Origin of the sequence: Streptomyces sp. NBC_01275 (assembly GCF_026340655.1) — a bacterium.
Classification (GTDB): Bacteria; Actinomycetota; Actinomycetes; order Streptomycetales; family Streptomycetaceae; genus Streptomyces.
The window spans coordinates 2,267,730-2,291,676 of sequence record NZ_JAPEOZ010000001.1; the positions used below are offsets into that span (position 1 = coordinate 2,267,730).

Annotated in this window: 19 protein-coding genes and 1 pseudogene; 10 read left to right on the forward strand and 10 right to left on the reverse strand. The window is 72.3% G+C overall.

Features of this window, described 5'->3' with window-relative positions:
- Nucleotides 1–51: 51 nt before the first annotated feature.
- Nucleotides 52–621 (forward strand): TetR/AcrR family transcriptional regulator, encoded by a 570-nt coding sequence (locus OG562_RS09755; protein WP_266409140.1) that lies wholly within the window; start codon nucleotides 52–54, stop codon nucleotides 619–621.
- Nucleotides 618–1,871, forward strand: a complete 1,254-nt coding sequence (locus OG562_RS09760) for a GDSL-type esterase/lipase family protein (protein ID WP_266395903.1) — start codon at nucleotides 618–620, stop codon at nucleotides 1,869–1,871. The genes OG562_RS09755 and OG562_RS09760 overlap by 4 nt, the downstream gene beginning before the upstream one ends.
- Here OG562_RS09760 and OG562_RS09765 read toward each other — a convergent pair.
- The gene (locus tag OG562_RS09765; RefSeq protein ID WP_266395904.1) at nucleotides 1,834–2,556 is read right to left on the reverse strand and encodes a VWA domain-containing protein; all 723 of its coding nucleotides are present in this window, start codon (nucleotides 2,554–2,556) and stop codon (nucleotides 1,834–1,836) included. The two genes, OG562_RS09760 and OG562_RS09765, sit on opposite strands and share 38 nt — an antisense overlap.
- Before the next feature lie 94 nt (nucleotides 2,557–2,650).
- On the opposite strand from OG562_RS09765, the gene OG562_RS09770 reads away from it, so the two are divergent.
- Complete coding sequence (locus tag OG562_RS09770; RefSeq protein ID WP_266395905.1) at nucleotides 2,651–3,454, forward strand: chitosanase; 804 nt, start codon at nucleotides 2,651–2,653, stop codon at nucleotides 3,452–3,454.
- Nucleotides 3,455–3,569: 115 nt separating this feature from the next.
- Here the strand turns inward: OG562_RS09770 and OG562_RS09775 are convergent, their stop codons facing one another.
- The 3 genes from OG562_RS09775 to OG562_RS09785 form a co-directional block, all read right to left on the reverse strand.
- Entirely contained in the window at nucleotides 3,570–5,030 is a 1,461-nt protein-coding gene (locus tag OG562_RS09775; protein ID WP_266395906.1) for a glutamate synthase subunit beta, read from the reverse strand.
- Nucleotides 5,023–9,621 carry a glutamate synthase large subunit gene (gene gltB, locus OG562_RS09780; protein WP_266395907.1) on the reverse strand — a complete coding sequence of 1,533 codons (4,599 nt, stop codon included), beginning with the start codon at nucleotides 9,619–9,621 and terminating at the stop codon, nucleotides 5,023–5,025. Before gltB ends, OG562_RS09775 begins: the two co-directional genes overlap by 8 nt.
- A 374-nt stretch (nucleotides 9,622–9,995) precedes the next feature.
- Nucleotides 9,996–10,727 (reverse strand): VIT1/CCC1 transporter family protein, encoded by a 732-nt coding sequence (locus tag OG562_RS09785; RefSeq protein WP_266395908.1) that lies wholly within the window; start codon nucleotides 10,725–10,727, stop codon nucleotides 9,996–9,998.
- Nucleotides 10,728–11,009: 282 nt separating this feature from the next.
- Here OG562_RS09785 and OG562_RS09790 point away from each other — a divergent pair, with 282 nt between their 5' ends.
- The 7 genes and pseudogenes from OG562_RS09790 (at nucleotide 11,010) to OG562_RS09820 (ending at nucleotide 18,515) form a co-directional block, all read left to right on the forward strand.
- On the forward strand, nucleotides 11,010–12,089 hold the full coding sequence (locus OG562_RS09790) for an ADP-ribosylglycohydrolase family protein (RefSeq protein ID WP_266395909.1): 1,080 nt from the start codon (nucleotides 11,010–11,012) through the stop codon (nucleotides 12,087–12,089).
- On the forward strand, nucleotides 12,086–13,528 hold the full coding sequence (locus OG562_RS09795) for an ADP-ribosylglycohydrolase family protein (RefSeq protein ID WP_266395911.1): 1,443 nt from the start codon (nucleotides 12,086–12,088) through the stop codon (nucleotides 13,526–13,528). The genes OG562_RS09790 and OG562_RS09795 overlap by 4 nt, the downstream gene beginning before the upstream one ends.
- An 8-nt stretch (nucleotides 13,529–13,536) precedes the next feature.
- Nucleotides 13,537–14,742, forward strand: coding sequence for an ADP-ribosylglycohydrolase family protein (locus tag OG562_RS09800; RefSeq protein WP_266395912.1), 1,206 nt, complete (start codon nucleotides 13,537–13,539; stop codon nucleotides 14,740–14,742).
- Nucleotides 14,730–16,115 carry an ADP-ribosylglycohydrolase family protein gene (locus OG562_RS09805; protein WP_266395914.1) on the forward strand — a complete coding sequence of 462 codons (1,386 nt, stop codon included), beginning with the start codon at nucleotides 14,730–14,732 and terminating at the stop codon, nucleotides 16,113–16,115. The genes OG562_RS09800 and OG562_RS09805 overlap by 13 nt, the downstream gene beginning before the upstream one ends.
- 11 nt (nucleotides 16,116–16,126) lie before the next feature.
- A pseudogene (locus OG562_RS09810) lies at nucleotides 16,127–16,408 on the forward strand (carbohydrate kinase family protein); the annotation flags it as partial.
- On the forward strand, nucleotides 16,405–17,658 hold the full coding sequence (locus OG562_RS09815) for a CaiB/BaiF CoA-transferase family protein (RefSeq protein WP_266395916.1): 1,254 nt from the start codon (nucleotides 16,405–16,407) through the stop codon (nucleotides 17,656–17,658). The pseudogene OG562_RS09810 and the gene OG562_RS09815, both read left to right, overlap by 4 nt.
- A 32-nt stretch (nucleotides 17,659–17,690) precedes the next feature.
- Nucleotides 17,691–18,515: a CoA ester lyase gene (locus tag OG562_RS09820; protein ID WP_266409141.1), complete on the forward strand. Its 825-nt coding sequence runs from the start codon at nucleotides 17,691–17,693 to the stop codon at nucleotides 18,513–18,515.
- Between the two features lie 65 nt (nucleotides 18,516–18,580).
- Here OG562_RS09820 and lgt read toward each other — a convergent pair whose 3' ends face one another.
- From lgt to trpC, 6 genes are all read right to left on the reverse strand, one after another.
- Nucleotides 18,581–19,663 carry a prolipoprotein diacylglyceryl transferase gene (gene lgt / locus OG562_RS09825; RefSeq protein ID WP_266395918.1) on the reverse strand — a complete coding sequence of 361 codons (1,083 nt, stop codon included), beginning with the start codon at nucleotides 19,661–19,663 and terminating at the stop codon, nucleotides 18,581–18,583.
- Nucleotides 19,664–19,771: 108 nt separating this feature from the next.
- Complete coding sequence (locus tag OG562_RS09830) at nucleotides 19,772–20,548, reverse strand: thioredoxin domain-containing protein (RefSeq protein ID WP_266395920.1); 777 nt, start codon at nucleotides 20,546–20,548, stop codon at nucleotides 19,772–19,774.
- A gap of 111 nt (nucleotides 20,549–20,659) precedes the next feature.
- Nucleotides 20,660–21,496, reverse strand: a complete 837-nt coding sequence (gene trpA, locus OG562_RS09835) for a tryptophan synthase subunit alpha (RefSeq protein WP_266395922.1) — start codon at nucleotides 21,494–21,496, stop codon at nucleotides 20,660–20,662.
- Nucleotides 21,493–22,776, reverse strand: a complete 1,284-nt coding sequence (trpB, locus tag OG562_RS09840; RefSeq protein WP_266395924.1) for a tryptophan synthase subunit beta — start codon at nucleotides 22,774–22,776, stop codon at nucleotides 21,493–21,495. Before trpB ends, trpA begins: the two co-directional genes overlap by 4 nt.
- 59 nt (nucleotides 22,777–22,835) lie before the next feature.
- Nucleotides 22,836–23,048, reverse strand: coding sequence for a tryptophan biosynthesis modulator TrpM (gene trpM / locus OG562_RS46335; protein ID WP_368084022.1), 213 nt, complete (start codon nucleotides 23,046–23,048; stop codon nucleotides 22,836–22,838).
- 22 nt (nucleotides 23,049–23,070) lie between these two features.
- Complete coding sequence (gene trpC, locus OG562_RS09845) at nucleotides 23,071–23,880, reverse strand: indole-3-glycerol phosphate synthase TrpC (RefSeq protein WP_266395925.1); 810 nt, start codon at nucleotides 23,878–23,880, stop codon at nucleotides 23,071–23,073.
- Nucleotides 23,881–23,947: the final 67 nt, after the last annotated feature.

Genomic DNA, 23,947 nt, shown 5'->3' on the forward strand with positions numbered 1-23,947 from the left:
ATGACGGCGAATGAAGCGAAGGAAGCGAAGGAAGCGAAGGAGGGGACGGCGATGGTGCGCGTGGGGCTGACCACGGAACGTCTGACACGGGCGGGCGCGGAACTGGCCGACGAGGTCGGCTTCGACGAGGTGACCGTCTCGGCGCTGGCCCGGCGGTTCGACGTCAAGGTCGCGAGTCTGTACTCGCATGTGAAGAACTCCCAGGACCTCAGGACCCGGATCGCCCTCCTCGCCCTGGAGGAGCTCGCCGACCGGGCCGCCGAAGCCGTGGCCGGCCGGGCCGCCAAGGACGCCCTGACCGCCCTGGCGAACGTCTACCGCGACTACGCCCGCGAGCACCCCGGCCGCTACGCTGCCGCCCAACTGCGACTCGACCCGGAGACGGCGGCCGCGAGCGCGGGCGTCCGGCACGCCCGGATGACCCGGGCGATCCTGCGCGGCTACGACCTGACGGAACCCGACCAGACCCACGCGGTCCGGCTGCTGGGCAGCGTCTTCCACGGCTACGTCACCCTGGAGCTGGGCGGCGGCTTCAGCCACAGCGCCCCCGACACCCAGGAGACCTGGACCCGGATCCTCGACGCCCTCGACGCCCTGCTGCGCACCTGGCCCGCCGCATGAGCCGCGCGCCCGAGTCCGGGTCCGGGTCCGGCTGGATCACCACGCCCATCACCGCGGGCCTGCTGCGCGGCGCCCTCGACCTGGAGCGCACCGAACACGGCCTGCTGCCGCACCGGCTGCCCGCACGCGCGCGTGCCCAGTGCACCGACCCACAGCTCGCCATGGCCGAGTCCCAGCCCTCGGGCGTACGCCTGGTCTTCCGCACCCGCGCCACCGCCGTCGAACTGGACACCCTGCCCACCAAGCGGGTCTACGTCGGTGCGCCGCCCCGCCCGGACGGCGTGTACGACCTGGTCGTCGACGGCCGCCCGGCCGGCCGGGCCAGCGTCACGGGCGGCGCCACCCTGACCGTCGACATGGCCGCGGGAACCAGCCGAACGGAGTCAGGACCGCCCGGCACCCTCCGCTTCACCGGCCTCCCGGGCGCCGTCAAGGACGTCGAGATCTGGCTCCCGCACAACGAGACCACCGAGCTTCTCGCCCTGCGCACCGACGCCCCCGTCGAACCCGTGCCGGACCGGGGCCGCCCGACATGGCTGCACCACGGCAGCTCGATCAGCCACGGCTCCGACGCCGCGAGCCCCACCGCCATCTGGCCCGCCCTGGCCGCCTCCCTCGGCGGCGTGGAGCTGATCAACCTGGGGCTGGCCGGCAGCGCCCTGCTCGACCCGTTCACCGCCCGCGCCCTGCGCGACACCCCCGCCGACCTGATCAGCGTCAAGATCGGAATCAACCTGGTCAACACCGACCTGATGCGGCTGCGCGCCTTCGCCCCCGCCGTCCACGGCTTCCTCGACACCGTCCGCGAAGGCCACCCGAGCACACCCCTGCTGGTCGTCTCGCCGATCCTCTGCCCCATGCACGAGGACACGCCCGGCCCCACCGCCCTCGACCTCGACGCGATCGCCGACGGAGGGCCGCTGTTCCAGGCCATGGGCGACCCGGCGGAGGTCGCGACCGGGAAACTGACCCTGCGCGTCATCCGCGCCGAACTGGCCCGGATCGTCGAACAGCGCGCCGCCGACGACCCGAACCTGCACCACCTCGACGGCCGCGCCCTCTACAACGAGGCCGACTGGACCGAACTGCCCCTCCCCGACGGCCTCCACCCGGACGCCGCCACCCACCGCCTGATCGGAGAACGCTTCGCCGCCCTGGCACTCGCCTCCGCCGCCTTCACGACCGTACGACCCCCGACGACCGTACGACCGCCTACGACCGTACGATTCCCGCCGCCCGTGCGGCCGTGAGCCACTGCGGGAAATCGGCCACCAGCCGGTCGTACAGCTCTCCGTCCGACACCTTGCGCGGGTCCGAACCGGCGTGGAAGAAGCCGGCGTTGTCGACGGCCCGCTTTCCCGGCACGGGCAGTTCGTCGAGCTTGCGCAGGAAGTCGAACTGTCTGCTGCCCCGGTCGCCGAAGCCGATGAACTGCCAGAACAGCGGCAGCTTGGCCGCCTTGCACAGATAGCGCTCGGCGGCGAGCTTGTTGATCGGGCCCCCGTCGGTCTGGAACACCACGAGCGCGGGGTCCTTCGAGCCGCTGTCGAGGTAGTGGTCGATGACGGCGTCCATGGCCAGGTGGTAGCTGGTCTTGCCCATGTGCCCGAGTCCGGCCACGATCTTCTCCACCCGCCCCCGATGGTCGGCGAGGGCGATGTCGGTGACCGCGTCGACGTCGGTGGAGAAGAAGACGACCGGGACGCGGCCGTCGTCGTCGAGATGGGCGGACAGCCCGAGCACCCGGTCCGCGAGCGCCTGCACGCTGCCGTCCTGGTAGTACGGCTTCATCGACCCCGAGTAGTCGACCACGAGATAGACGGCGGCCCGCTGCCCGTCCAGACCGTGTTTCGTGAGGGAGACCCCGGCGCTCTTGTACAAGTCGACCAGCGCGGGAGCGGTCTCCTGGACCTTGGTGAGACTGATCGCGACCATGGCCCCACCCTGCCATGCCCAACACACCGACGAGCGCGGCCCATTAGGGACGGAATGACAAGGAACACGATATTCCGGCCCTAGGGTGTCCGGCATGAACCGTGCCGCCGCCCTGGTCTGCGCCGCCGTCGCGTCGACGGTGTACCTGCTCGCCCCGGCCCAGCCCGCCCCCAGCGTCCAGGCGACCCCGCCCGGCCTGGCCGCCCCCGCGCAGAAGGAACTGGCCCAGCAGATCGTGGCGAGCGCCGAGAACGGCACCCTGAACTGGCGCAGCGCGTACGGGTACGTGGAGGACATCGGCGACGGCCAGGGCTACACCGCGGGCCTGATCGGCTTCTGCACCGGCACCCATGACCTGCTCGCCCTGGTGGAGCGCTACACACGCGCCCATCCGGACAACGCGCTCGCTCCCTACCTGCCCGCGTTGCGCCGCGTCGACGGCACCGCCTCGCACGCGGGCCTGGACCCCGGCTTCCCGGCGGCCTGGCGTACGGAGTCCAGGGCGCCGGCCTTCCGCGCCGCCCAGGACGCCGAACGCGACCGGGTCTACTTCGACCCCGCGGTACGCCGGGGCCGCGCCGACGGTCTGGGCGCGCTCGGCCAGTTCGCCTACTACGACGCCCTGGTCTTCCACGGCCCCGGCACCGGCCCGACCAGCTTCGACGGCATCCGGGCCCGGGCGATGCAACAGGCCCGCACACCCGCACAGGGCGGCGACGAGCGCACGTACCTCGACGTCTTCCTCGACGTCCGCCGCCGCGCCATGCTGACCCGGCACCCCGGCGTCGACACCTCCCGCGTCGACACCGCCCAGCGCCGCTTCCTGCACGACGGCAACCTCGGCCTGCGCACCCCGCTGCGCTGGCAGATGTACGGGGAGACGTACGAGGTGCCGTAGGCACGGCGGACATGCCGCGGCGCCTGCCGGTCCGGTCGGGGACGAGGCAGGCGCCGCGTAGTGTTCCGCACGCCTTTGTGCGGGACGTCTTGGTGAGGGGTTCTCCCTCGGGCCGTCAGACCATCAGGGAGCGGTCCGTCGGGCGGATCGGGGCCGGGAGTTCGCTGGCGCCGGTCAGGAAGCGGTCGACGCCGCGGGCGGCCGAGCGGCCCTCCGCGATCGCCCACACGATCAGGGACTGGCCGCGGCCGGCGTCGCCGGCGACGTACACGCCGGGGACGTTGGTCTGGAAGTCGGCGTCGCGGGCGACGTTGCCGCGCTCGTCGAGGTCCAGGCCGAACTGCGAGACGAGGCCGTTGTCCTGGTCGGTGCCCGTGAAGCCCATCGCCAGCGTGACCAGCTGGGCGGGGATCTTGCGCTCCGTGCCCGGCTTCGGGGTCAGGCGGCCGTCGATGAACTCGACCTCGCTGAGGTGCAGCCACTGGACGTTGCCGTCCTCGTCGCCCTCGAAGTGGGTGGTGGAGACGGAGTAGACCCGCTCGCCGCCCTCCTCGTGCGCGCTGGTGACCTTGTAGAGCATCGGGAAGGTCGGCCAGGGCTGACCCGGGTTCCGCTCCTCGCCGGGCCTCGGCATGATCTCCAGCTGGGTGACGGAGGCCGCGCCCTGACGGTGGGCGGTGCCCACGCAGTCCGCGCCGGTGTCGCCGCCGCCGATGACCACGACGTGCTTGCCCTCGGCCGAGATCGGGGGCGCCACGAAGTCGCCCTCCTGGACCTTGTTGGCCAGCGGCAGGTACTCCATCGCCTGGTGGACGCCCTTGAGCTCACGACCGGGGACCGGGAGGTCACGGGCGGTGGTGGCGCCGGCGGCGATGACGATCGCGTCGTAGCGCTTCTTCAGGTCGGTCGCCTTGAGGTCGCGGCCGATCTCGATGCCCGTACGGAAGCGGGTGCCCTCCGCGCGCATCTGCTCGATACGGCGGTTGATGTGCCGCTTCTCCATCTTGAACTCGGGGATGCCGTAGCGGAGGAGGCCTCCGATGCGGTCCGCGCGCTCGTAGACGGCGACGGTGTGGCCGGCCCGGGTGAGCTGCTGGGCGGCGGCCAGGCCCGCCGGGCCCGAGCCGATGACCGCGACGGTCTTGCCGGACAGGCGCTCCGGGGCCTGCGGGGCGACGTCGCCGGTCTCCCACGCCTTGTCGATGATCGAGACCTCGACGTTCTTGATGGTGACGGCCGGCTGGTTGATGCCCAGCACACACGCCGACTCGCACGGAGCGGGGCACAGGCGGCCCGTGAACTCCGGGAAGTTGTTCGTGGCGTGCAGGCGCTCGGAGGCCGCCGTCCAGTCCTCGCGGTAGGCGAAGTCGTTCCACTCGGGGATCAGGTTCCCCAGCGGACAGCCGTTGTGACAGAACGGGATGCCGCAGTCCATGCACCGGCCGGCCTGCTTGCTGATGATCGGCAGCAGCGAGCCCGGGACGTAGACCTCGTTCCAGTCCTTCAGACGCACGTCGACGGGACGGGACTTGGCGACCTCGCGCCCGTGGTTCAGAAAGCCCTTCGGGTCAGCCATTGATCGCCGCCTCCATCATCTTCTCGGTGATCTCGGACTCGGAGAGTCCCGCCTGCTCGGCGGCGTCCTTGGCGGCGAGCACTGCCTTGTACGTGCTGGGGATGATCTTGCTGAAGCGCTCCACGGAGACGTCCCAGTCGGCGAGCAGCTTCTCGGCGACCGTCGAGGCGGTCTCCTCGGCGTGGCGGCGCACCACGTCGTGCAGCCACTGCTTGTCCGTGTCGTCGAGGGCCTCGATCGCGTCGAGGTTGCCGACGTTGACGTTGTCGCGGTCGAGGTCGATGACGTACGCGATGCCGCCGGACATGCCGGCCGCGAAGTTGCGGCCCGTCTCGCCGAGGACCACCGCGTGACCGCCGGTCATGTACTCGCAGCCGTGGTCGCCCACGCCCTCGGAGACGACCGTCGCGCCGGAGTTGCGGACGCAGAACCGCTCGCCGGTGCGGCCGCGCAGGAACAGCTCGCCGCCGGTCGCGCCGTAGGCGATGGTGTTGCCCGCGATCGTGGAGAACTCGGCGAGGTGGTCGGCGCCCCGGTCGGGGCGGACGACGACCCGGCCGCCGGAGAGGCCCTTGCCGACGTAGTCGTTGGCGTCGCCCTCCAGGCGCAGCGTGACGCCGCGCGGCAGGAAGGCGCCGAAGGACTGGCCGGCGGAGCCCGTGAAGGTGATGTCGATGGTGTTCTCGGGCAGGCCCGCACCGCCGAACTTCTTCGTCACCTCGTGGCCGAGCATGGTGCCGACCGTGCGGTTGATGTTGCGGATGGAGACCTGGGCGCGCACCGGCTGGGCGTCGGTCGCGGAGTCCGCGGCGAGCGCGTCGGCGGCGAGCTTGATCAGCTCGTTGTCTAGCGCCTTCTGCAGGCCGTGGTCCTGTGCGACGACCTGGTGCAGGGCGGCGCCCTCGGGCAGCTCGGGCACGTAGAACAGCGGGGCCAGGTCCAGGCCCTGGGCCTTCCAGTGGTCGACGGCGCGCTCGACGTCGAGGACCTCGGCGTGGCCGACGGCCTCCTCGATCGAGCGGAAGCCGAGCTCGGCCAGCAGCTCGCGGACTTCTTCGGCGATGAACTTGAAGAAGTTCACGACGTACTCGGCCTTGCCGGAGAAGCGGTCGCGCAGCACCGGGTTCTGGGTGGCGATGCCCACGGGGCAGGTGTCCAGGTGGCAGACGCGCATCATGACGCAGCCGGAGACGACGAGCGGCGCGGTCGCGAAACCGAACTCCTCGGCGCCGAGCAGCGCGGCGATGATCACATCGCGGCCGGTCTTCAGCTGGCCGTCGGTCTGCACGACGATGCGGTCGCGCAGGCCGTTGAGCAGCAGGGTCTGCTGGGTCTCGGCGAGACCGAGCTCCCAGGGGCCGCCCGCGTGCTTGAGGGACGTCAGCGGCGAGGCGCCGGTGCCGCCGTCGTGGCCGGAGATCAGCACGACGTCCGCGTGGGCCTTGGAGACGCCCGCGGCGACCGTGCCGACGCCGACCTCGGAGACCAGCTTCACGTGGATGCGGGCCTGCGGGTTGGCGTTCTTGAGGTCGTGGATCAGCTGAGCCAGGTCCTCGATGGAGTAGATGTCGTGGTGCGGCGGCGGGGAGATGAGACCGACGCCCGGGGTCGAGTGACGCGTCTTGGCGACCCACGGGTAGACCTTGTGGCCGGGCAGCTGGCCGCCCTCGCCGGGCTTGGCGCCCTGGGCCATCTTGATCTGGATGTCGTCCGCGTTGACCAGGTACTCGGAGGTCACGCCGAAGCGGCCGGAGGCGACCTGCTTGATGGCGCTTCGCCGGGCCGGGTCGTAGAGACGGTCCGGGTCCTCGCCGCCCTCGCCGGTGTTGGACTTGGCGCCCAGCTGGTTCATGGCGATGGCGAGGGTCTCGTGCGCCTCGAGGGAGATCGAGCCGTACGACATGGCGCCGGTGGAGAAGCGCTTGACGATCTCGGAGACCGGCTCGACCTCGTCGACGGAGATCGGCTCACGGTCGCTCTTGAAACCGAACAGGCCGCGGAGCGTCATCAGCCGCTCGGACTGCTCGTTCACCCGGTCCGTGTACTTCTTGAAGATGTCGAAGCGGTTGGCGCGCGTCGAGTGCTGGAGACGGAAGACCGTCTCCGGGTCGAACAGGTGCGGCTCGCCCTCACGGCGCCACTGGTACTCGCCGCCTATCTCCAGGGCGCGGTGGGCCGGCGCGATGCCGCTGGCCGGGTAGGCCTTGGCGTGGCGGGCGGCGACCTCCTTGGCGACGACGTCGATGCCGACACCGCCGATCTTGGTGGCCGTGCCGCTGAAGTACGTGGAGACGAACTGCTCGTCGAGGCCGACCGCCTCGAAGACCTGGGCGCCGCGGTAGGAGGCCACGGTGGAGATGCCCATCTTGGACATGACCTTCAGGACGCCCTTGCCGAGCGCGTAGATCAGGTTGCGGATCGCCTGCTCGGGCTCGAGGCCGTTGAGGAAGGTGCCCGCGCGCAGCAGGTCCTCGACCGACTCCATCGCCAGGTACGGGTTGACGGCCGCCGCGCCGAAGCCGATCAGCAGGGCCACGTGGTGGACCTCGCGGACGTCGCCGGCCTCGACCAGCAGGCCCACCTGGGTGCGCTGCTTGGTGCGGATGAGGTGGTGGTGGACGGCCGCGGTGAGCAGCAGCGAGGGGATCGGCGCGTGCTCGGCGTCGGAGTGGCGGTCCGACAGGACGATGAGGCGGGCGCCGTTGTCGATGGCGGCGTCGGCCTCGGCGCAGATCTCGGCGAGGCGCGCGGCGAGGGCGTCGCCGCCGCCGTGCACCCGGTACAGGCCGGAGAGGGTCGCGGCCTTGAAGCCGGGCATGTCGCCGTCGGCGTTGATGTGGATGAGCTTGGCCAGCTCGTCGTTGTCGATCACCGGGAACGGCAGGGTGACCGTACGGCAGGAGGCGGCGCTCGGCTCCAGCAGGTTGCCCTGCGGGCCGAGGCAGGAGCGCAGGCTGGTGACCAGCTCTTCCCGGATGGCGTCCAGCGGCGGGTTGGTGACCTGCGCGAACAGCTGGGTGAAGTAGTCGAAGAGCAGCCGCGGGCGCGCGGAGAGCGCGGCGATCGGCGAGTCCGTGCCCATGGAGCCGAGGGGCTCGCCGGCGGTCTTGGCCATCGGCGCGAGGATGACGCGCAGCTCTTCCTCGGTGTAGCCGAAGGTCTGCTGGCGGCGGGTGACGGAGGCGTGGGTGTGGACGATGTGCTCGCGCTCGGGCAGGTCGGAGAGCTCGATCTCGCCGGCCTCGAGCCACTCGGCGTACGGCTTCTCGGCGGCGAGCTGGGCCTTGATCTCGTCGTCCTCGATGATGCGGTGCTCGGCGGTGTCGACGAGGAACATCTTGCCGGGCTGGAGGCGGCCCTTGCGGACGACCTTCGCGGGGTCGATGTCGAGGACGCCGACCTCGGAGCCGAGGACGACGAGGCCCTCGTCGGTGACCCAGTAGCGGCCGGGGCGCAGACCGTTGCGGTCGAGGACCGCGCCGACCTGGACGCCGTCGGTGAAGGTGACGCAGGCCGGGCCGTCCCAGGGCTCCATCATCGTGGAGTGGAACTGGTAGAAGGCGCGCCGGGCCGGGTCCATGGTGTCGTGGTTCTCCCACGCCTCCGGGATCATCATCAGCACGGAGTGCGGGAGCGAGCGGCCGCCGAGGTGGAGCAGTTCGAGGACCTCGTCGAAGGACGCCGAGTCGGAGGCGTCCGGCGTACAGACGGGGAAGACGCGCTCGATGGCCTTCTCGTCCTGCCCGAACAGGTTCGACACCAGCTGCGACTCGCGGGCGACCATCCAGTTGCGGTTGCCCTTGACGGTGTTGATCTCACCGTTGTGGGCGACGAAGCGGTACGGGTGGGCGAGCGGCCACGACGGGAAGGTGTTCGTCGAGAAGCGCGAGTGGACGAGCGACACGGCCGAGGCGTAGCGGCGGTCGGACAGGTCCGGGAAGAAGGGCTCGAGCTGGCCGGTGGTCAGCATGCCCTTGTAGACGATGGTCCGCGCGGACAGCGAGGGGAAGTAGACGCCGGCCTGGCGTTCGGCGCGCTTGCGCAGCACGAAGGCCTTGCGGTCGAGGTCGATGCCCTTCGAGCCGCTGTCGGCGACGAAGACCTGGCGGAAGGCGGGCATCGTCGAGCGGGCGGTGGCGCCGAGGAGCTGGGGCGCGACCGGAACCTCGCGCCAGCCGAGGACGGTGAGGTCCTCCTCGGCGGCGATCGTCTCGATCTGCGAGACGGCGTCCTGGATGCCGTCCTCGGGGAGGAAGGCGATGCCGACGGCGTAGGCGCCGGCCTCGGGCAGCTCGAACTCGGTCACCTCGCGGAAGAAGGCGTCCGGGACCTGGGTCAGGATGCCCGCGCCGTCGCCGGAGTCCGGCTCGGAGCCGGTGGCGCCGCGGTGTTCGAGATTGCGCAGAACGGTGAGCGCCTGCTCGACCAGCGTGTGGCTCGCCTCGCCGGTGAGGTTCGCCACGAAGCCGACGCCACAGGCGTCGTGCTCGTTGCGGGGGTCGTACATACCCTGCGCAGCAGGGCGAGCATCCATGAAGGACCAGTTCTGGCCATTCGCGGAATGCTGGGACGGCTGGCGCGGCGTACGCATCGGCTCTCCCGTCGTCGTCTCAGTGGCAATTGATTGCTTGCGAAGGGACGACGTTGGCCCTCTGCGTAAGTGCAAAATTTCGTGCAGGTTACATGATGGAGCGGTTCTCGGGAACCGGATACTCCGTTCCAACATGCGGACGCCATGTGCTCGCGTCGGGGGTACCGCGCACATGGCTTGAAGTATGTGGGGACCGACTGGGACAGATCGGTGTCCGTCGGTCCGAAGGGGCAGAGGGGGCGTCGTCGCCCACCCCGCGAGTGCGCCGTAGGCGTCATTGCCCACAGCGCTTACGGCTCATGCCCACTGGTTAAGCACTCGAAACCAGTCGGTAACGACTACTTATGCGGCCCAACGCATAAGTAGCATCCGCTCTATCCTACGGCCGTACCGAACACCATGCCCAGGGCGTACGTCACACCGGCCGCCGCACCGCCGAGCGCGAGCTGCCTCAGCCCGCTGAACCACCAGGTCCGCGCGGTCACCCGGGCCACCACGGCCCCGCAGCCGAACAGCCCGAAGAGCGCCAGCAGCACGGCCGGCCACAGCGAGGTCGCCCCGAGCAGATACGGCAGCACGGGCAGCAGGGCGCCCAGCGCGAAGGCGCCGAAGCTGGAGACGGCGGCGACCAGCGGCGAGGGCAGGTCGGACGGGTCGATGCCCAGCTCCTCGCGGGCGTGGATCTCCAGCGCCTGCTCGGGATCGATCGACAGCTGCCGGGCGACCTGCCGGGCCAGCGCGGGCTCGACGCCCCGCGCCTCGTACAGCGCGGCGAGCTCGGCCTCCTCGTCCTGCGGGTGCTTGCGCAGCTCCCGCCGCTCCACCTCCAGCTCGGCCTCGACGAGCTCGCGCTGCGAGGCGACGGAGGTGTACTCGCCGGCGGCCATCGAGAAGGCGCCCGCGGCGAGCCCCGCGAGCCCGGTCAGGACGACGGCCTGCTGCCCCACGGATCCGCCGGCGACGCCGGTCATCAGGGCGAGGTTGGAGACCAGGCCGTCCATCGCGCCGAACACGGCGGGGCGCAGCCAGCCGCCGGTCACGTCCCGGTGGGTGTGGTTGTCGCGGTGCGCCTCGTGCAGCGACGCCTCGGTCTCGATGATGGCCATCACGGTCCCCCAGGGAGCATCAGAAAGCTTAGGCAAAGCTAAGTTTGGACTGTTTCCACTTTTCGACAGCACCGAAGATACGCCCCACCCCTCCCTCCCGCCAGCTAGGAAAGCCTGGGCTAACCTGCGCCTTTACCCTCGATCGCTCATTCGATCGGTATCCCGCACAGATGTCGACCGGGTGACATGGAGGCTTCCGAGGCTCAGGTCAACCGCCGACGGTGGGACACATCCGCAAAGGGTTCCGCGCCCCGTGCGGCACCCCCGGAGGAGAGGCCGCGTATGGCATCGATCGCCTGCATCCCCTCGGTTCCGGCGCCGGGGGACGCCGCCGCACTGCGCGAACGGGCCCGCGGCGCCCTGCTCGGCCTCGCCGTCGGAGACGCCCTCGGAGCCCCGGCCGAGAACCTGAAGCCCTCGGAGATCCGCGCCCGCTGGGGCCGTATCACCGGCTATGTCGCCGACACCCCGGCCGGCACGGACGACACGGAGTACGCGATCTTCTCGGGCCTGCTGCTGGCCCGCCACGGCTCCGCGCTCACCCCGGCCCATGTGGAGGCGGCCTGGCACCACTGGATCGCCGACCGCGACGAGGGCCCCTTCCGCGGCGCGGGCTTCAGCGAACGCGGCACCCTGGAGAACCTCCGCCGGGGCCTGGCCGCCCCCATCTCGGCGCAGCACCGGCACGCCTGGAGCGACGGCCTGGCCATGCGGGCGGCCCCCTTCGGCGTGTTCGCGGCGGGCCGGCCCGCGGAAGCCGCCCGCCTGGTCGCGATCGACGGCTCGGTGAGCCACGACGGCGAGGGCATCTACGGCGGCCAGGCGGTCGCCGCGGGCGTGGCCGCGGCGATGGCGGGCGCGTCCACCATCGCCGTCGTCGCCTCCGCCCTGGCCGTGGTCCCCGACGACTCCTGGACGGCCCGCTCGCTGCGCCGCGCGGTGGCGGTGGCCCACCGCGGCGAACGAGCGGTCCGCTCCGCCGTCGTCATCGGCGGCTACCCCTGGACCGACCTCGCCCCGGAGGCCGTCGCCCTCGCCTTCGGCGCGTACGCGGCAGCCGACGGCGACTTCTCGGAGGCCGTCCTCACCGCCGTGAACATGGGCCGCGACGCCGACACCACGGCCGCGGTGGCGGGCGCACTGGCCGGCGCGACCCGGGGCGTCTCCGCGATCCCGCCCCAGTGGGCGGCCGCCATCGGCCCGGCCCGCGGCAGCTGCCTCCCCTCCATGGCAGGCCACCACATCCTGGACGTGGCCGAACTGCTGGTACCGGGCGAGGGCGGCAGATGGGGAGCGACCGGCTTCGTACCGGGCGACCTGCCCGCCCTGACAGCGGACACCGACCCGGGAGTGCGCTCATGAGACCACCGGGCCCCTGGGACGAGGGGACGGGGGCAGGCGCCCCGACCCCGACGACGGACACGACGTCACCCACCGAACCGACACCCACGGCGAAGCCGAACGCACCGACGCCCTTCGAACCGACACCTACGGCACAACCCAAGGCTCCGACGACCGCCGCACCGACGCCCACGGCGAAGCCGAACGCACCAGCGGCCGCCGGCGGCGGGGACGCCCCACAGGGGCCACCCGCACCCGACGGCGAAAGCCGCACGGGCGGTGCGGGTGGGAATCACCGTCCGGCCGAAGGCGCAGCCGAGGCCGTAGGACCCGCCCAGCCCCCGCAGGGATCCCGCATCGAGGGCCTCCTGCTGGGCCTCGCCGCAGGCGACGCCGCCGGCTGGCCCGCCGCCCGTCACCGAGCCGCCCGCATGCCCGAGTGGACCCGCCGCCTCACTCGCGAGCTGGACACCTTCGCCGAGCACAACGCGACGACCACCCTCCCCGTCCCGATCGCCCTCAACCAACCCCCCGAGCCCCTCCGCCTGGGCCCCTCCGACGACGCCGAGTGGGCGGCCTTCGCCGCGGAGGCGGTCCTGCGCGCCGGAGACGACGCCGCCCTCGGCGACCTCAGCCGAGAGCGCCGTATGCGCGCCGCCATCGATCTCACCTGGAACGCGATCGCCAGCGAGGTCGCGGCGGCAGCCGACCGCGCCCCCGAGGTCGAGTCGGCGGTCCTCCCTCTGCGCGCCCGCATCTCCGTCCGGGCCGGCCTGGGCAACCTCGTCGCCGGTCTGCGTCCGCCCGCCACCGGCCACGACAACCCCCACTACTTCGACGACGCCGCCTGCGTACGCGCCTGTGTGCTCGCCGTCGCCCACCCCGGCGACGCCCGACTCGCGGCGGAACTCGCCGAGTTCGACGCCCGCTACACCCAGGACGGCGACGGCGTGCACGGCGCGCGGGCGATGGCGGCGGCGCTCGCGCTGGCCCTGGTCGGCGCGGACGCCGAGGCCTGTGTGACGGCGGCGCTGGCCGAACTCCCCGAGCACACCGAGATCGGCCGCAACGCCCGTCACGCGCTGAAGCTGGCCCGGGACGCCGAGAGCGCCTTCGCCCTGGTCCCCCTGCTGGAGCACCAGATCGTCGACCACGTCTACAGCTACGGCATCGCCGCCGCCGAGACGGTCCCGGTCGCCCTCGCCCTGACCCTCGCCTCCGGCGGCCGTATCGGCGAGGCGGTGCCGGCGGCGGCCTGTCTCTCCCGGGTCGCGGACTCGGCCCCCGCCCTGGCGGGCGCTCTGACCGGTGCGCTGGGCGGCGGCGCGGCGATCCCCGCCGCCTGGCGCGACGCCTGCCGCACCCTCTCCGGCTGCGCGCTCCCCCGCCTCACCGACACCGATCTGGTGGAACTCGCCGAACTCCTGGAAGCCACACAACCGGCCCCACCAGGAGGATGATTCGGGCCATGAAGCCCAAAACACAAGAATCCCCCACAGAGGAGAGCCGCACGGCGACCGGCCACGGCACGCCCCTGGACGAACGCATCACCGGCGCCCTGGTCGGCGCGGCGGTCGGCGACGCCCTCGGCGGCCCCGTCGAGGGCTACTCCCCCGCGCAGATCCTCCAGCGCCACGGCGGCCGCGTCCACGGCATCGTCGGCCCCTGGAACGGCGACGCCTGGCGCACCGCCCGCCCCCTCGCGCCGTACCACAAGGGCGACGGCCACGTCACCGACGACACCTTGATGACCCATGCGCTGGTACGGGTCTACGCCCAGGTCCGCGATCATCTCGACGCGTACGCGATCGCCGAGCGGCTGGTCCCGGACCTGATGACCGAGGTGCGCTGGATCCCGGAACTGGAGGCGGAGGCCCTGCCGTTGCAGCGGATCTTCCTCGCCGAGAAGTGGCTGGTGACCCGGCTCCACTACGGCCATGTCGACCCGCGCGAGGCAGGCGTCGGCAACATCGTCAACTGCGGTGCGGCGATGTACATGGCCCCGGTCGGCCTGGTCAACGCGGGCAACCCGGCGGGCGCGTACGCCGAGGCGATCGAGCTCGCGGGCGCCCACCAGTCGTCGTACGGCCGCGAGGCGGCGGGCGTCTTCGCGGCGGCGGTGGCCGCGGCGTGCGCGCCGGGCGCGACGGCGGACTCGGTGGTGACGGCGTGTCTGACGCTGGCGAAGGACGGCACGCGCACGGCGATCGAGCGGGTCTGCGAAGCCGCGGCCCGCTGCCCGGACTTCGAGTCGGCGCTCGGACCGCTGCGGGAGGCGGTGGCTCCGTTCGACACGGTGGGCCCCGACTACCGTGCGCCGTCCCTGGCCGCCCGCCGCCCGTCCCGTCTGCACGCGATCGAGGAACTCCCCGTCGCCCTGGGCATGTTGCTGGTGGCCGACGGCGACTACCGGCACTGCGTGCTCGGCGCGGTGAACTACGGCCGTGACTGCGACTCCATCGCGACGATGGCCGGCGCGGTGGCCGGCGCCCTGGGCTCGCCGGTCCCGGAGGACTGGTCCAAGCGCGTCGCGGAGGCCAGCCGCCTGGACCTGTGGGCGCCGGCGGCGGCGCTCACCGAGGTGACCCGGGAGATCTTCGCGCGGGACGTCCGCAGGCGCCGGGCCCACGAGGCGGCCTTCGCCGGGATCGGAGGCCCCCGTTGCTCCGACTGACCTGGGTCCAGCCGGAGGACCTGCTCGGCCACGAGCTGCGCCAGGCGGCCCAGGACGGACGGCAGCCGTGGGCGATCGCGGCCCGGTGGAAGGCGGCGGGCGGCCCGGAGGCGCCGCTGCGCGCGGGAGCCTCGCCGCAGCCGACCTCCCGTTACCTGCGTCAGCTCGCGGAGGACCTGCTGGACGAACTGGCGGACCTGCCCAGCAGGTTGGCGGAGGACGAACCGACGGACCTGGCCCGCATCCGGGCGCTGTGCCCACAGTGGCCGACCCCGCCCCACCAGACCCACCAGACCCAGCAGCTCACCCCGTCCCGCTTCGAAGCCGCCTGGCTCGGCCGGGCCGCCGGCTGTCTCCTGGGCAAACCCGTCGAGAAACTCCCCCTGGACGCCATCCGCCGGCTCGCCAAGTCCACCGGCAACTGGCCCCTGAACAGCTACTTCACCGCCGAAGGAGTCCCCCCGGAGCTCCTCGCCGCCCACCCCTGGAACCGTCGCTCGGCGCCCACCTCCCTCGCCGAGAACATCGACGGCATGCCCGAGGACGACGACCTCAACTACCCCCTCCTCAACCTCCTTCTGCTCCGCCGCCACGGCCGCCGCTTCACCACCGCCGACGTGGCCCGGCTCTGGCTGGACGAACTCCCCGCCGGACGCACCTTCACCGCCGAACGCCTCGCCTACCGCAACCTCCTCTCCGGCATCGAACCCCCGCACACCGCCCGCCACCGCAACCCGTTCCGCGAATGGATCGGCGCCCTCATCCGCGCCGACGTGCACGGCTGGACCAACCCCGGCGACCCGGCCGCCGCGGCCGAACAGGCCCACCGCGACGCCACCCTCACCCACACCGCGAACGGCGTCTACGCGGCGATGTTCACGGCCGCCGTCATCGCCACCGCCGCCACCGGCACCCACGGCGTCCACGCCTGTCTGCGCACCGGCCTGACCGTGATCCCGCCCCGCTCCCGCCTCGCCCTGGCGATCGCGCACGCCGTCCGACTGGCCCGGGAGCACCCGGACTTCGACGCGGTCGTGGACGAACTCCACGCCACCCACGCGGAAACCCACCACTGGGTCCACGCGATCCCCAACACCGCCCTCGTCGCCGCCGCCCTCGCCCACGCGGACGGCGACTTCACCGGCTCCGTCCGCCGTGCGGTGTCCGGTGGTTGGGACACCGACTCGGTCGGCGCCACGGCCGGCAGCGTCGCCGGCCTCCTCACCGGCGACCCCGCCGCCCTCCCCGACCGCTGGACGGCCCCCCTCAAGAACCGCCTGGCCTCCTCCGTCGCCGACTTCGACGGCGTCGGCTTCGACACCCTGGCCCACCTCACCTGGTCCCTCACCCCCCGGGAGGCTTCCCACCCATGACCGACATCGTCGTGCTCGGCAGCACGAACATGGACCTCGTCGCCTCTCACGAGGCCGCCGCCCTCACCGGCCGTACCGACCCGCGCGAGGCGGCCGCCGCCCTGCTGGACAGCGTGCCCGAGGTGGTCGTCACGCCCGGCGCGGCCGGCAGTCTGTACGCGGCCCACGGCGCGCAGCCCCTGACCGTCCCCGCCCCGCACGTCACCGCCGTCGACTCCACCGGCGCGGGCGACACCTTCGTGTCGGCGTCCATGCCGTACCGCTCCGAGATCGAGACGCAGTACGCGTCATGAACGAGCCCGGTCCGAACCCCTCCCTCCCTACCGCCCCTACCTCCCCGCAAGCCCCTGCCACTGCGCAGCCCCCGCTGCACGGTGTGCGCGTCCTCGACCTCGCCACCCTCTTCGCCGGCCCCCTCGCCGCCACCCTGCTCGGCGACTTCGGCGCGGAGGTCGTCAAGGTCGAGCACCCGGCCAAGCCCGACCCGTCCCGGGGCCACGGCCCGTCCAAGGACGGCGTCGGCCTGTGGTGGAAGCTCCTCGGCCGCAACAAGCGCACCATCACCCTGAACCTCTCCAAGCCCGGCGGCCGCGCCACCCTCCTGCGCCTCGCCGCCACCGCCGATGTGATCATCGAGAACTTCCGCCCCGGCACCCTGGAGAAATGGGACCTGAGCTGGGAGGAGCTGTCCGCGGCCAACCCGCGCCTGATCCTCGCCCGCGTCACCGCCTTCGGCCAGTTCGGCCCCTACGCCCACCGCCCCGGCTTCGGCACCCTCGCCGAGGCGATGAGCGGCTTCGCCGCGATCACCGGCGAGCCGGACGCGCCCCCGGTCCTGCCGCCCTTCGGCCTCGCCGACTCCATCGCCGGCCTGGCCACGGCGTACGCGGTGATGACGGCGCTGGCGGCGCGCGAGCGCACCGGCGAGGGCCAGGTCGTGGACATGGCGATCATCGAGCCGATCCTGACGGTCCTCGGCCCGCACCCCCTCTGGTACGACCAGCTGGGCTACGTCCAGGAACGCACCGGCAACCGTTCCGCCAACAACGCCCCGCGCAACACCTACCGCACGGCCGACGGCGCCTGGGTGGCCGTCTCGACCTCGGCCCAGTCGATCGCGGAACGCGTGCTGCGTCTGGTCGGCCGCCCCGACCTGATCGACGAGCCGTGGTTCGCCACGGGCGCCGACCGGGCCGCCCACGCCGACGTCCTCGACGCGGCGGTCGGCGCCTGGATCGCCGCCCGCACCCGCACCGACGTCCTCGCCGCCTTCGAGAAGGCGGAGGCGGCGATCGCCCCGATCCAGGACGTACGGGACGTGATGACCGACCCCCAGTACCAGGCCCTCGACACGATCACCGCCGTCGACGACCCGGAGCTGGGCCCGATCCGCATGCAGAACGTCCTCTTCCGGCTGTCCGCCACCCCCGGCGCGATCCGCTGGACCGGCCGCCCGCACGGCGCCGACACCGAGCAGGTCCTGACGGAACTGGGCCTGACGGCCGCCGACCTGACCGCCCTGCGCACGGAGGGCGCCCTGTGACCACGACCCCCGCGACCACGATCCCTGTGCCCATGACCCACCTGACCTGGCTGTACGCCCCCGGCGACCGCCCCCAGACCGTCACCAAGGCCCTCGCCTCCGGCGCCGACGTCGTGATCGTCGACCTGGAGGACGCGGTCGCCCCGGACCGCAAGGAGTACGCCCGCGCGGCCACCGCCGAACGCCTCTCCGAGCCCCAGCAGGTCCCGGTCCACGTCCGGCTGAACGCCCTGGACAGCCCCTTCGCCGCCGCGGACCTCCATGCGATGGCGTCCCTCCCCGGCGTCCGCGGCCTGCGGCTGCCGAAGGTGACGTCCCCGCACCAGATCACCCGCGTCGCCGAGGCGACCGCCCCCGCGGGCGGCACGGCGCCACCCCTCTACGCCCTCCTGGAGACGGCCCTCGGCATCGAACACGCCTACCCCATCGCCGCCGCCCACCCCGCCCTGCGCGGCATCGCCCTCGGCGAGGCGGACCTACGGGCCGACCTGGGCGTCCGCGACGACGCGGGCCTCGACTGGTCCCGCTCCCGGGTCATCGTCGCCGCCCGGGCGGCTGGCCTGATCCCGCCGCCCCAGTCGGTCCACCCCGACATCCGCGACCTGGAGGGCCTCGCGGCCTCCTGCGCCCACGGCCGCACCCTGGGCTTCGTGGGCCGGGCCGCCATCCACCCCCGGCAGCTCCCGATCATCGAACGCGCCTATCTGCCCACCGAGGAGGAGCTCGACCAGGCGGAGACGATCGTCAAGGCGGCGGCCGCGGACCAGGGCGCGCAGGCGCTTCCGGACGGCCGCTTCATCGACGCGGCGATCGTGGCGGCGGCGCAGCGCACCCTGTCGCTGGCCCGCAGGAACTGACCCCGCACACACGACGAGGGCGCCCGAACTCTCCGGGCGCCCTCGTCGTCGTACCGTCTCGGCCGTCAGCTCTTCTTGCTGCCCGCCGACTCGGCCGTGTCCTTGTCCTTGTCGTCGTCCTTGTCGTCGTCCTTGTCCTGCGAAGCCTCGGCTGCGGCCTCGACTTCGGCCTTGGCCTTGGCTTCCGAGACGTCGGCCTTCGCCTCGGCCTCCGCGTCGGCCTTAGTGTCGGGGGCGGCGGCCTCGGTGTCGTCCTTCGCCGTGGCCTCCGGCTTGTCCTCGCCGTCGGCCTCGGTCTTGCCGTCGGAGGCGCCCTCGGCGTCGGAGTCCGGCGCGCCCGGCTCCACGACGGTCTCCCGGCCCGGCCGCTTCTTCGCCGACACCACGATGTACGTCACGGCGAGCAGGAACACGACCAGCGCGGTCCAGTCGTTGAGCCGCAGGCCCAGGATGTGGTGGGCGTCGTCGACGCGCATGTACTCGATCCACGCGCGGCCCACGCAGTACGCGGCGACGTACAGCGCGAACGCCCGTCCGTGGCCCAGCGTGAAGCGGCGGTCGGCCCAGATGACGAGGACCGCGACACCGATGCACCACAGGGACTCGTACAGGAACGTCGGGTGGTAGTAGCCCGGCACCCGGCCGTCCGCGGAGGACGTGATGTGCAGGGCCCAGGGCAGGTCCGTCGACTTGCCGTACAGCTCCTGGTTGAACCAGTTGCCCCAGCGGCCGATCGCCTGCGCCAGCGCGATGCCGGGCGCGATGGCGTCGGCGTACGCGGGCAGCGGGATCCCGCGACGGCGGCAGCCGATCCACGCGCCCACCGCACCGAGCGCGATCGCGCCCCAGATGCCGAGGCCGCCCTCCCAGACCTTGAAGGCGTCGACCCAGTCACGGCCCTCGGTGAAGTACAGCTCGTAGTCCGTGATCACGTGGTAGAGCCGACCGCCGACAAGGCCGAAGGGCACCGCCCAGACGGAGATGTCGGCCACCGTGCCGACTCTGCCGCCCCGGGCGAGCCAGCGCTTGTTGCCGAGCCAGACCGCGACGAAGACGCCGATGATGATGCAGAACGCGTAGCCGCGCAGCGGAATGGGGCCGAGGTACAGCACACCGCGTGACGGGCTGGGGATATAGGCAAATTCCATGGCAGGGTCGACGCTACCGTGCCGGACCGCGTACACGGCAGCCAGCCCGGCTACGGCTCCATAACAGGCGGGTGTGAACCCGCCCCCTGCCCCTGGCCCTCCCCCTGGTCAGCCTTTGTCGGCCTCCTCCACCATCTGCTTCAGCTTCGCGGGCGTCATCGTCTGGTCCTGGTAGATGTTCTTGCCGTTGAACAGGACGGTGGGCGTGCCGCCGAAGTGGCCGTTCTGGAAAGCCTGGTTGGACTTCTCGACCCAGCTGTTGTGCGTGCCGTCCTCGACGCAGGTGCGGAACGCGGGCGTGTCCAGGCCGTCGACCTTGCCCGCCAACTCGATGAGCTTGCTGTTCTTGCTGTAGGCGTCGTCGGTCTCGGAGGGCTGGTTCTCGTACAGCACGTCGTGGTAGGCGGTGAACTTTCCGGCGTCCTGGGCGCAGGCCGCCGCGTTCGCCGCGTTACGGGAGCCGCTGCCGCCCATGTTGCCGTCGATGAGGGTGGCCAGGTGGTACTCCACCTTGAGCTGCCCGGCCTCCGTCAGCTCGTGGATGGTCGGTCTGTACGTCGTCTCGAAGGCCTTGCAGGCCGGGCAGCGGAAGTCCTCCCACACGGTGAGCGTGGACTTGGCGCTCTCCTTGCCGACGGGGATCGCCAGGGCGTCCGTGCCGTTCGCCCCCGAGGGCGCGACGACCGGGCCCGCGTTGTCGCTGGTGTCGTCCTTGCCGGAGTTCGCCGCGACGACGCCGATCACCGCCGCCAGGCCCAGCACGCAGACGACGCTCGCGCCGACGATCAGCGTCCGCCGTCGCCGCTCGACGGCCTTCTGCTTCTCGCGCTCCACCGCCAGCCGCTCCCGGGCGGTGCGCTTTCCCTCACGATTCTTCTCGCTCACACCCCCAGAACGAACCGGGGAGGCGCATTGCGCCTCCCCGGTCCCAGGTCCACCCGTTCGAGTGACGTGTGTGAAATGTCCCGCTCTGTTACGCCACAGGACAGGCCCTAGCTAGGCCTGTCGGCGCACGCCCTTCGCCAGCTCGCCCGCGAGTTCACGGACCGCCTCGACGCCGGCCGCGTCGTCCGGGGCGTCCAGCATCCGCTTGACGAAGGCCGAGCCGACGATCACGCCGTCGGCGAAGCCGGCGACCTCGGCCGCCTGCGCGGCGTCGGAGACGCCCAGGCCGACGCAGACGGGCAGGCCTGTGCCGGTGGCCCGGGTCCGCTCGACCAGGTCCTGGGCCTGCGCGCCGACCGACTCACGGGTGCCGGTGACGCCCATGAGCGAGGCCGCGTACACGAAGCCGCTGCCCGCCTCGGTGATCTGCGCGAGCCGTGCGGCCTGGCTGCTCGGCGCCACGACGAACACCGTCGCGAGGCCGTGCTTCTCGGCGTGCTCGCGCCACAGCGCCGACTCCTGCACCGGCAGGTCCGGCAGGATGCAGCCCGCGCCGCCCGCCTCGGCCAGCTCGGCGGTGAAGCGCTCGACGCCGTAGCGGTCGATGGGGTTCCAGTACGTCATGACGAGCACCGGCTTCCCGGTGGCGGCGTGCGCCTCCCGGACCGTGCGCATGACGTCGGCGATGCGCACCCCGCCGCGCAGGGCGATGTCGTCGGCGGTCTGGATGACCGGGCCGTCGAGGACGGGGTCGCTGTGCGGCAGGCCCACCTCGACGATGTCGGCGCCGCCGTCGAAGACGGCCTTGATCGCCTCGATGCCGCCGTCCACGGTCGGGAACCCGGCCGGGAGATAGGCGATGAGGGCGGAGCGGCCCTCGGCCTTGGCGGCGGCGAGGGTGTCGCTCAGCAGTTGGCGCTTCCCACCGGTGAATGCGGCCCCGCTCACTTGGCGTCCCCCTCGATCTCGGCGGTGTCGGCCGCGTTGGCGGCGACCTCGGCGTCGGTGTCGTACAGGCCGAAGTAGCGGGCGGCCGTGTCCATGTCCTTGTCGCCGCGGCCGGACAGGTTGACGATGATCAGCCCGTCCTTGCCGAGCTCCTTGCCGACCTCCAGGGCGCCGGCCAGCGCGTGGGCGCTCTCGATGGCCGGGATGATGCCCTCGGTGCGCGACAGCAGACGCAGCGCCTGCATGGCCGCGTCGTCGGTGACCGCGCGGTACTCGCCGCGGCCGCTGTCCTTGAGGTAGGAGTGCTCCGGGCCGATGCCCGGGTAGTCCAGACCCGCCGAGATGGAGTACGGCTCGGTGATCTGCCCCTCGTCGTCCTGCAGGACGTAGGAGCGCGAGCCGTGCAGGATGCCGGGCTCGCCCGCGGTCAGGGTCGCCGCGTGCTCGCCGGTCTCGATGCCGTGCCCGGCCGGCTCGCAGCCGATGAGGCGTACGTCGGCGTCCGGGATGAAGGCGTGGAACAGGCCGATGGCGTTGGAGCCGCCGCCGACGCAGGCGACGGCCGCGTCGGGCAGCCGTCCGGCGCGCTCCAGGATCTGGCGGCGGGCCTCGACGCCGATGACCCGGTGGAAGTCGCGGACCATGGCCGGGAAGGGGTGCGGGCCCGCGACCGTGCCGAAGAGGTAGTGGGTGCGGTCGACGTTGGCGACCCAGTCCCGGAAGGCCTCGTTGATGGCGTCCTTCAGCGTGCGGCTGCCGGACTTCACCGCGACGACCTCGGCGCCCAGCATCCGCATCCGGGCCACGTTGAGGGCCTGGCGCTGGGTGTCGATCTCGCCCATGTAGATGGTGCACTCGAGGCCGAACAGCGCGCAGGCGGTGGCCGTGGCGACGCCGTGCTGACCGGCGCCGGTCTCGGCGATCACGCGCGTCTTGCCCATGCGCCTGGTGAGCAGGGCCTGCCCGAGCACGTTGTTGATCTTGTGGGAGCCGGTGTGGTTGAGGTCCTCGCGCTTGAGGAACACCCGGGCGCCGCCGGCGTGTTCGGCGAACCTCGGCACCTCGGTGAGGGAGCTGGGCCGGCCGGTGTAGTGCACGAGCAGGTCGTCGAGCTCGCGGGCGAACTCGGGGTCGTGCTTCGCCTTGTCGTACTCGACGGCGACCTCGTCCACGGCGGCGACGAGGGCCTCCGGGATGAACTTGCCGCCGAACGCGCCGAAGTAGCCCTCGGCGTTGGGGATGTGACCCTCGGGGTCGGGGATGAAGAACTCGCTGGGCATGCGGAAACCTCACGGTGAGTGTGTGGACAGACACTGTTCGCCGTGGGGGCGGGGACTTGTCAGTCGGTTGCAGGCCGGCTGTGGTTGCTCGCGCAGCTCCCCGCGCCCCTGAAGGGGCGCCATCGCATGCCGTTCACCTGCCCGGGCTCGTCCCCGATGACGTACCGCACTCGCCGACCGTGCACCCGCCGCGCGGGGGCGCGGCAACCACGGGGTCGGCAGCCGCGCGCGAGGCGGGCGTACCGGTCCATGGGCGTCAGGGTGGGCGTCATCGGGGCCAACTCTAGCCGGAGATCAGCCGCGGCCGTGCCGCAGGGCCGGGTGCTCGCCCGCCGCCACCAGGTCGGCCACCGCCGTCTTGGGGTCGCGGCCGGTGACCAGGGACTCGCCGACCAGGACCGCGTCGGCGCCGGCGTTGGCGTACGCGATGAGGTCGTGCGGGCCGCGGACGCCGGACTCGGCGATCTTGACCAGGCCGGCCGGGATCTCGGGGGCGACCCGCTCGAAGGTGCCCCGGTCGACCTCGAGGGTCTTGAGGTTGCGCGCGTTGACGCCGATGATCTTCGCGCCCGCGTCTACCGCGCGCTCGACCTCCTCCTCGTCGTGCACCTCGACGAGCGGGGTGAGGCCGATGGAGACGGCGCGCTCGATCAGGGACTCCAGGGCCGGCTGGTCGAGGGCCGCGACGATCAGCAGCGCGAGGTCGGCGCCGTACGCGCGGGCCTCCCACAGCTGGTACGAGGTGACGATGAAGTCCTTGCGCAGCACGGGGATGTCGACCCGCGCGCGGACCGCTTCGAGGTCGGCGAGCGAGCCGCCGAAGCGGCGCTGTTCGGTGAGGACGGAGATGACGGCCGCGCCGCCCGCCTCGTAGTCCGCGGCCAGTCCGGCCGGGTCGGCGATCGCGGCCAGCGCGCCCTTGGAGGGGCTGGAGCGCTTGACCTCGCAGATGACCTTGACGCCGTCGCCCCGGAGCGCGGCCACGCCGTCCTTGGCGGCCGGGGCCTTCGCCGCGCGCTCCTTGAGCTCGTCGAGGCTGACGCGCGCCTGCCGCTCCGCGAGGTCGGCACGGACTCCGTCGATGATCTCGTCGAGCACACTCACGCGAGCGGTCCCCTTCCAGTTCCAGACGGTCGAGAGTTCCAGCGACCAGTGCAAACAAGTGGTCACT

Excerpts from the sequence above, each read along its gene's own strand:
- OG562_RS09755 (WP_266409140.1), top strand. The coding sequence starts at position 52 with ATGGTGCGCGTGGGGCTGACCACGGAACGTCTGACACGGGCGGGCGCG.
- OG562_RS09760 (WP_266395903.1), top strand. The coding sequence starts at position 618 with ATGAGCCGCGCGCCCGAGTCCGGGTCCGGGTCCGGCTGGATCACCACG.
- OG562_RS09765 (WP_266395904.1), bottom strand. The coding sequence starts at position 2,556 with ATGGTCGCGATCAGTCTCACCAAGGTCCAGGAGACCGCTCCCGCGCTG.
- OG562_RS09770 (WP_266395905.1), top strand. The coding sequence starts at position 2,651 with ATGAACCGTGCCGCCGCCCTGGTCTGCGCCGCCGTCGCGTCGACGGTG.
- OG562_RS09775 (WP_266395906.1), bottom strand. The coding sequence starts at position 5,030 with ATGGCTGACCCGAAGGGCTTTCTGAACCACGGGCGCGAGGTCGCCAAG.
- gltB (WP_266395907.1), bottom strand. The coding sequence starts at position 9,621 with ATGCGTACGCCGCGCCAGCCGTCCCAGCATTCCGCGAATGGCCAGAAC.
- OG562_RS09785 (WP_266395908.1), bottom strand. The coding sequence starts at position 10,727 with ATGGCCATCATCGAGACCGAGGCGTCGCTGCACGAGGCGCACCGCGAC.
- OG562_RS09790 (WP_266395909.1), top strand. The coding sequence starts at position 11,010 with ATGGCATCGATCGCCTGCATCCCCTCGGTTCCGGCGCCGGGGGACGCC.
- OG562_RS09795 (WP_266395911.1), top strand. The coding sequence starts at position 12,086 with ATGAGACCACCGGGCCCCTGGGACGAGGGGACGGGGGCAGGCGCCCCG.
- OG562_RS09800 (WP_266395912.1), top strand. The coding sequence starts at position 13,537 with ATGAAGCCCAAAACACAAGAATCCCCCACAGAGGAGAGCCGCACGGCG.
- OG562_RS09815 (WP_266395916.1), top strand. The coding sequence starts at position 16,405 with ATGAACGAGCCCGGTCCGAACCCCTCCCTCCCTACCGCCCCTACCTCC.
- OG562_RS09820 (WP_266409141.1), top strand. The coding sequence starts at position 17,691 with ATGACCCACCTGACCTGGCTGTACGCCCCCGGCGACCGCCCCCAGACC.
- lgt (WP_266395918.1), bottom strand. The coding sequence starts at position 19,663 with ATGGAATTTGCCTATATCCCCAGCCCGTCACGCGGTGTGCTGTACCTC.
- trpB (WP_266395924.1), bottom strand. The coding sequence starts at position 22,776 with ATGCCCAGCGAGTTCTTCATCCCCGACCCCGAGGGTCACATCCCCAAC.
- trpM (WP_368084022.1), bottom strand. The coding sequence starts at position 23,048 with ATGACGCCCACCCTGACGCCCATGGACCGGTACGCCCGCCTCGCGCGC.